Consider the following 7,583-nt stretch of genomic DNA (forward strand, 5'->3'; position numbering starts at 1 on the left):
TGTGGGAGCGGCGCCCTCGCCGCGATTGACTTCCGACAGCCATCGGCCCGAGGGCAGGCCTCCCACAAATTTCAAACAGCCATCATGACCCTGTGGGAGCGGCGCCCTCGCCGCGATTGACTTCCGACAGCCATCGGCCCGAGGGCGGGCCTCCTACAAAACTACAGCCAGACGGCATCCCAATGCGGATAATCGACCAACTGGTCCACCAAACCCGCACGCAGCGGGTTGGCGACGATGTACCTGGCGGTCTCGATCACATCGTCGTCACGGCGCAAGGCATGGTCATGAAACCCGCCCTGCCAAATCTGCTGGCCCAACTTGTGCGCCGCCACCGCCTTGACCGAACCCACCACTTTTGGCAACGATGCATCGCCCTCCAGCTGCAATAACCAATGCAGGTGGTCAGGCATCACGACAAAAGCCAAAGTGGTCGCCGCGCCGCGTGTTTGGGCCTCGCGCAGGGCGTTGATCAACACGCGCGCCGACCGCCACTCCGCAAAGACAGGCATCCGGTCAGTCGTGACCGTGGTGATGTGATAAATCTGGCCGGAGAGTGACACCCTGCCTTTGCGCAGGTCACTGGAGTGGGGTTTGGGTGCCATTGTTGGCATGTGGAGGTCCAAAATTGGTTGCGGAAAACCATCGGCCCGAGGGCGGGCCTCCCACAAAATTTAAACAGCCACCATGCCCCTGTGGGAGCGGCGCCCTCGCCGCGATTGACCCCAACAGCCATCGGCCCGAGGGCGGGCCTCCTACAAAGGCAAAGGCCCCCACAATGGCCGAAAATTAATGCAAATGCCTTGGCTTGCGGCCGCCGCTGCCGTGGCCCATGCCGCCCAATCCGCCTGAGCCACGGGGGGGCTTGCCCAGTTGCAGTGAATTGACCAGGTCGTTGAAGCGCTGGCTGAACAGCTGATCGACCGCCGCCACCACGCCACCGAGCTCGGCACCATCAAAATGGCGCTCCATCAGGCTGATCACGTCTTGCACCAGCAAGTCGCGCTGCACCTGCATGATGGCGGCCGGATCGGGGCCGACAAACAGCATGATGAAGTCGTCACGCGACTCGGCCTCGGGGTCGGTGTCTTCGTCCTCGTCTTCGAAATCGGTGTCGTAAAAGGTCACCTCGATGGCTGCACCGGTCAGGGCCACATCGTTGAGGTTCATGCACATTTCGTCCAGCACTTGGCGAAAGTCGTCGTCGCCCTCGACGGTCCAGCACATTTGCAGTACATGGTCTTTGGCATCGAACTGAATACCGGGCTCGTCTTCGTAAAAACTGACTACTGCATCGGCAAGCGAGCGACCTCCGGCGTATTTCCAGAGCGGTTTGAGCGCATCTTGCAGATGCTCATAGTTCACATCACCACGCAGGCTCACCTGGCCATGCACGTGGATTTCAAAAGGGGTGTTGTAGCGTGCCATAGGCTTTAGTGTACGAGACAATCTTCAGGCCCCGCAAGCTTGCGAAGACCTGAAAGAAGCCAAAAAATGCCGCAGCCCGGCGCTAAAACACACCCGCCTCAGCCCATGTGCAAACCACCGTTGACCGAGAACTCGGCGCCGGTGGCGTAGCCGCCTTCTTCCGACGCCAGCCAGGCGATGATGGACGCGATTTCAGAGGGCTCGCCCAAACGCTTGACCGGTACGGTGGCAATGATCTTGTCGAGCACTTCCTGGCGGATCGCCTTGACCATGTCGGTACCGATGTAGCCCGGGCTCACGGTGTTGACGGTCACGCCTTTGGTGGCCAGTTCTTGCGCCAGGGCCATGCTGAAACCGTGCATGCCTGCCTTGGCAGCCGAATAATTGGTTTGACCCGCCTGGCCCTTGACACCGTTCACGCTGGAGATGTTGATGATGCGACCCCAGCCCTTTTCAACCATGTCGCCAACCACTTGCTTGGTCACGTTGAACATGGAATTGAGGTTGGTTTCGATCACCGCGTCCCAGTCTTCACGCGACATTTTGACGAACATGCGGTCACGGGTGATACCGGCGTTGTTGATCAGCACGTCGATGTTGCCGTGCTCTGCCTTGGCTTTGGAGAATGCTTCCACGGTGGAATCCCAGTCGCCCACGTTGCCGGCCGACGCGTAAAACGTGAAACCCAGCGCAGCCTGTTCGGCCAACCACTTGGCGTGATCACGGGTTGGGCCGCAACCTGCAATGACCTTGAAGCCTTCTTTGCTCAAGCGCTGGCAGATGGCGGTTCCGATGCCACCCATACCACCGGTGACGTATGCTACTTTTTGATTCATGAACTTCTCCTCTTAAGAATGTTGAGCTGTGATTATGAACGGCGAATCAGCGTTCAACGGCTAGGGCAATCCCCATACCGCCACCGATACACAGGCTGGCAAGGCCTTTTTTCGCATCGCGGCGCTGCATTTCGTGCAGCAAGGTCACCAAAATACGGCAGCCGGACGCACCAATCGGGTGACCGATGGCAATGGCACCACCGTTCACGTTCACTTTGGTCGGATCCACACCAAGCTCTTGGTTCACGGCGCAAGCCTGTGCAGCAAAGGCTTCGTTCAATTCAAACAAATCAACATCAGCCACACTCCAACCGGCGCGCGACAGCGCCTTGCGCGAGGCGGTCACCGGACCCAACCCCATCTGCGCCGGGTCCAGCCCGGTGGTGCCAAATGAGACAATCCGCGCCAACGGTGTCAGCCCAAGGGCCGCTGCTTTTTTGGCGGTCATGACCATCACGGCGGCGGCACCGTCGTTGATGCCGGAGGCATTGCCAGCGGTCACGCTACCGGTTTTGTCAAAGGCCGGACGCAAGCCCGCCAGCGCATCGGCGTTGGTCTTGCGGTTGAGGAATTCGTCGGCGTTGAACACCAGCGGATCGCCCTTGCGCTGTGGAATCAGCACATCGACGATTTCGTCTTTGAAACGGCCAGCATCCTGCGCGGCAGCGGCCTTTTGCTGACTGGCCAATGCCATGGCATCTTGCATGTCACGGCTGATGCCACACGTACGCGCTACGTTTTCTGCGGTAATGCCCATGTGGTAGTTGTTGTAGATGTCCCACAGACCGTCATAGATCATGGTGTCAACCATCTTCCAGTCGCCCATGCGCTGGCCATCACGCGAATTTGGCAGCACATGCGGCGCAGCGCTCATGTTTTCCTGACCACCGGCAATGACGATTTCGCTGTCGCCCGTGGCGACGGCCTGGTAAGCCAGCGCCACCGCCTTGAGGCCCGAGCCGCAGACGCAATTGACGGTGAGTGCCGGAGCCTCTTTGGGGATACCGCTGCTCAGCAAGGCCTGACGCGCCGGGTTCTGTCCCAAGCCAGCCGTGAGCACATTGCCCAGAATGACTTCACCGATCTGGTCGGCTGACACACCGCTTTTGGCCAAAAGGGCCTTGATGACAGTGGAACCCAGCTCGGGGGCCCGAATTTTAGCGAGCGAGCCGCCAAATTTGCCCACTGCGGTACGCGCTGCTGAAACGATAACGATATCTTCCATGTTGTCTCCTGAAGTCGAGTTAAAAAATAAAACGGATTAATTATGCTTTGGCCTTGACGTAGCGGCCAGGAGCGGGCTCGATGACCTTGTATTTGCCCTTGCCATAGGTCTTGGGTGCGGCAATCTCTGTGCCTGCCTGGTCGGCCAGCCAGTTGGACCAGTCGGTCCACCAACTGCCCTTGTGTTCAGTGGCGCCACCCAGCCATTCGTCAACCGTCTTGGGCAATTTGCCGTCTTCGCGAATCCAGTGGCTACGCTTGCCTTTGGCGGGTGGGTTGATGACGCCGGCAATGTGGCCGGAGGCACCCATGACAAAGCGTTTTTTGCCCGACAGGTATTGGGTGGAGGCGTAAGCGCCGCCAATCGGCACGATATGGTCTTCGCGCGAGCCGTAGATGTAAACCGGGATGTCGATCAGGCTCAAGTCGATCTTTTCACCACAGACTGTGGCCTTGCCCGGCTTGGTCAGGTTGTTTTCAAGATAGGTATTGCGCAGGTACCAAGCGTAAAACGGGCCTGGCAGGTTGGTGGAGTCGCTGTTCCAGTACAACAGGTCGAAGGGCGGCGGGCTTTCGCCCTTGAGGTAATTGCCCACCACATAGTTCCAGACCAGTTCGTTGGGACGCAAAAAGCTGAACGTGCTGGCCAGGTCTTTGCCCTTCATCAGGCCACCCTTGCCCATTTCCTGCTCGCGGTATTTGACAAAGCCTTCGTCAATGAACACGTCGAGCACGCCGGTATCGGCAAAGTCGAGCATGGCCGTCAGGAACGTGGCACTGGCCACCGGCTTTTCACCACGTGCCGCCAATACGGCAAGCGCAGTGCCAAGCATGGTACCGCCCACGCAGAAGCCCAGCGCGTTGATGCTTTTGGCACCGGTAATTTCTTGCGTGACCTTGATGGCCTTGATGACCGCGTTTTCAATGAAGTCGTCCCAAGTAGCTTTGGCCAGCGAGGCATCGGGGTTGCGCCAACTCACCACGAACGTGCGATGGCCCTGGGCCACGGCATAGCGGATCAGCGAGTTCTCGGGCTGCAAATCAAGGATATAAAACTTGTTGATGCTGGGAGGGACCAGCAAAAATGGTTTTTCATGAACTTTTTCGGTCAGGGGCTTGTATTCGATGAGTTGAATCAACTCGTTCTCAAAGACCACGGCACCTTCGGTCGTGGCCACGTTCTTGCCGACTTCAAAAACACTCTCGTCGGTCATCGACACATGACCCTGCTGAATGTCGTGCAGCATGTTTTGAATCCCTTGGGCGATGCTCTTGCCCTGGGTTTCAATCGCTTTTCGTTGCGCCTCGGCGTTCAGGGCCATGAAGTTGCTGGGGGCGGTGGCAGCGTTGATTTGTTCAACGGCAAAGCGGATGCGGGCGCGGGTTTTTGCATCGGTCTCTACCGCATCGGCCAATTGGATCAACGTCTTGGCGTTGAGCAGGTAAGCGGCGGCGGTGAAATTGGCCACCGAATTCTCTGCCCAGGCCGCGTCGGCAAAGCGTCGGTCAGTGACGGTCAGCTTGCCCTGAACGCTGTCGGCCCATAAATCACCAGCCTCTCGCATGTACTGGTGTTGCAGCGCCTGCAGTTTTTCTGGCGAAAACTTGATTTTGGGGTGCTGGACAACAGGAGTCATCAGCTTGGCACTGGCCTCGCCTAAATCAATGTTCTGAAACGACTCAAAAGCCTTGGTCATGCTCTCGACCATGGTTTGCTGAAAATTTTTGGCCGATTGGAGCCAAAGCTCTTGAACGTCTTCCTTCATGCGTATCCCTATCTGAGTTGGTCAATTGTCGAGTGCGCTAGTATCGTTGGCCAAGGCCTTCGAAAACCTGACATCCTCAATTGTCCTCAAAAATTACTTCGCCTTCATGTACATCGTCGCAATCGCCTGGCTTTATGTGGCCATTCTCATGGCTGTGGCCGAAGCCACGCACAGCACCGGCACGCTGCTGGGCGGCATCATCACCTTTGTTTTGTATGGTGTGCTGCCGCTGGCACTGGTGTTGTATGTGATGGGAACACCGGCCCGCAGGCGTGCCATCAGGGCAAAGGAAAGCGCCGAACTTCAGACTGCGCAGGAGGCATCAGCCCTCACGCCAGATGCTGGCGCAAAAGCGGCCGGTGACGCGGTCGCGCCGGTAAGAAAAAAAGCGTGAGGCATTGCCTACGGTGCACCAGGCAGCGCTGCTGTCATTGCCATAAATCTGGCTGATACCCAAGGCGTGCAGCCGTAAGCGTGCAAGTTCAGCCAGGTCAGCCAGCCATTTGCCAGCAACCAAGGGGGTGAAACAGTCGCCCGCCAGTGGATCGCTTGCGGTGAAAGCCGCGTGCACCTCTTCACCCACTTCAAAAGCTGTCGGTCCAATGCACGGCCCGAGCCAGGCGATGATCTCAACGGTCTGACCGGCGTTGACCTGCCTGTTTTTAGTTCGCACGCGCTCGACGGTCGTCTCGAGAATGCCCACGCCGCCCTGCCCCGCCAGACCTCGCCAACCGGCGTGGGCCGCCGCCACACGGCGACCATCGGCCGAAGCGAACAGCACTGGCAGGCAGTCGGCCACCATCACGGTGCAAGCCAGGCCCGGTCGGTCGCTCAGGCAGCCGTCGGCCACGGTGCCGTCGGGGGTTGAGGCATCCAGAGTCACCACCTGGGAGCCGTGAACCTGATTCAAAAAAACCGGCTTTGCGCCAATCACCTCCTGAAAAATCGCCCGATTGGCAGCCACATGGGCAGGGTCATCGCCCACATGGTCACCGAGGTTCAGGCTATCAAAGGGCGCAGCAGACACCCCGCCAGTGCGTGTGCTGCACATCGCGTGCACCCCGGCAGGTGCCGGCCAGTCGGGAATCAGCATATTTCAGCCCCTGCCTTTGTGAGAGGCCCAGCATTTGTGGGAGGCCCGCCCTCGGGCCGATGGCTGTTGTGAATTGTGGGAGGCCCACCCTCGGGCCGATGGCTGTTGGAGGCAATCGCGGCGAGGGCGCCGCTCCCACAAGGCGCCGCGCCCACAACAACATCAAACAGCGGCATGAATCTTGTCGTAAGCAGCCAGCAGTTTGTGGTGCATTTCGCAGCCGTCGAGCGCCAGGCCGGGGGCGCCCAGCCCCATGAAGCGGTCTTCCTGCATGATGAGCGCGTGCGCTTGCGCCAGCGGGCCGGCACCATACAGCAGCGCCAGGGTGTCGAGGTAAGGGCCGCTGTCACCAATGTCGGCAAGGTTGATAAGATTCTGAATGCAGGCATAGACCCGTTTGCGTTGCGGGTTGACCTGGTCGAAGTTCAGAATCCATTCGCAGCCTTCGAGCGTGGCGGCTTCGTCGCCTACGGCCAGCGCCAGCAGGGTCTTGAGTTCGCCCAGGCGCAGGTCGCTCCAGAACGAGCCGGCATCGGCGGCCAGGCCAATCAGGCACGCCACCGGGCGGTGGTCGGCCAGGCCGGATTCGTTCAGGGTGTCGAGCAGGTCGGCGCACTCTTCGTCATCGAGGTCGGGCAGGTTCAGCACGGCTTCACGGAAATCGTTGGCGATGCTGTTGTTCTCGAACTCCAGGTCGTCAATCGGGTAGATCTCGGACAAGCCCGGCACCAGAATGCGGCAGGCATAAACGCCGAGCTGCTCGAAATCGGCCACATAGACTTCGTGGCCGTCCTGGTGCAGGCGCGCCAGGCTCCAGGCGTAGTCTTCGGCCGTGGTGCTGCTGAAGTTCCAATCGACAAATTCGAAGTCAGGCACATCGCCCAGAAACTTCCAGTGAATGACACCGCTGGAATCCACAAAATGAATCTCGATATTGGTCGAGCTGGCGGCTTCTTCCAGGTCGAAGCCAGGCACCGGAAAGCCTGACAGCGCATCGAGCGCGCGGCCCTGCAGCAGCTCGGTGAGCGCACGCTCCAGCGCCACTTCAAAACGCGGGTGCGCACCAAAGCTGGCAAAACAACCCTGGTCGAGCGGGTTCAGCAGCGTCACATTCATCACCGGGTACTGGCCGCCCAGCGAGGCATCCTTGACCAGAATGCCGAAACCGGCCTCGCGCAGTGCGGCAATGCCACGCGCGATGCGCGGGTAGCGGGCAATCACGGCCTCGGGCACGTC

At 59.4% G+C, this 7,583-nt stretch carries 8 protein-coding genes; 1 reads left to right on the top strand and 7 read right to left on the bottom strand.

The features are described from left to right. Positions 1-161 precede the first annotated feature (161 nt). The 5 genes from IBX54_RS10310 to phaC form a co-directional block, all read right to left on the bottom strand. Complete coding sequence (locus IBX54_RS10310; RefSeq protein WP_296542569.1) at positions 162-614, bottom strand: transposase; 453 nt, start codon at positions 612-614, stop codon at positions 162-164. A gap of 175 nt (positions 615-789) precedes the next feature. Continuing rightward, on the bottom strand, positions 790-1,428 hold the full coding sequence (locus IBX54_RS10315) for a DUF6806 family protein (RefSeq protein ID WP_296542570.1): 639 nt from the start codon (positions 1,426-1,428) through the stop codon (positions 790-792). A gap of 98 nt (positions 1,429-1,526) precedes the next feature. After that, positions 1,527-2,264 carry an acetoacetyl-CoA reductase gene (phbB, locus tag IBX54_RS10320; protein WP_296542571.1) on the bottom strand — a complete coding sequence of 246 codons (738 nt, stop codon included), beginning with the start codon at positions 2,262-2,264 and terminating at the stop codon, positions 1,527-1,529. 46 nt (positions 2,265-2,310) lie between these two features. Further along, on the bottom strand, positions 2,311-3,489 hold the full coding sequence (locus tag IBX54_RS10325; RefSeq protein ID WP_296542572.1) for an acetyl-CoA C-acetyltransferase: 1,179 nt from the start codon (positions 3,487-3,489) through the stop codon (positions 2,311-2,313). A 40-nt stretch (positions 3,490-3,529) separates the two neighbouring features. Next, positions 3,530-5,254: a class I poly(R)-hydroxyalkanoic acid synthase gene (gene phaC, locus IBX54_RS10330; protein WP_296542573.1), complete on the bottom strand. Its 1,725-nt coding sequence runs from the start codon at positions 5,252-5,254 to the stop codon at positions 3,530-3,532. A gap of 106 nt (positions 5,255-5,360) precedes the next feature. Here phaC and IBX54_RS10335 point away from each other — a divergent pair, with 106 nt between their 5' ends. Beyond that, complete coding sequence (locus IBX54_RS10335) at positions 5,361-5,648, top strand: hypothetical protein (RefSeq protein ID WP_296542574.1); 288 nt, start codon at positions 5,361-5,363, stop codon at positions 5,646-5,648. On the opposite strand, the gene pgeF is transcribed toward IBX54_RS10335, so the two are convergent. Then, complete coding sequence (pgeF, locus tag IBX54_RS10340; protein ID WP_296542575.1) at positions 5,577-6,347, bottom strand: peptidoglycan editing factor PgeF; 771 nt, start codon at positions 6,345-6,347, stop codon at positions 5,577-5,579. The genes IBX54_RS10335 and pgeF overlap by 72 nt on opposite strands. A 162-nt stretch (positions 6,348-6,509) precedes the next feature. Then, positions 6,510-7,583, bottom strand: a 1,074-nt coding sequence (locus tag IBX54_RS10345) for a YcaO-like family protein (protein WP_296542576.1), incomplete at its 5' end; no start/stop codon positions are given.

The organism is Rhodoferax sp. (assembly GCF_014859475.1).
Lineage (GTDB): Bacteria > Pseudomonadota > Gammaproteobacteria > Burkholderiales > Burkholderiaceae_C > Rhodoferax.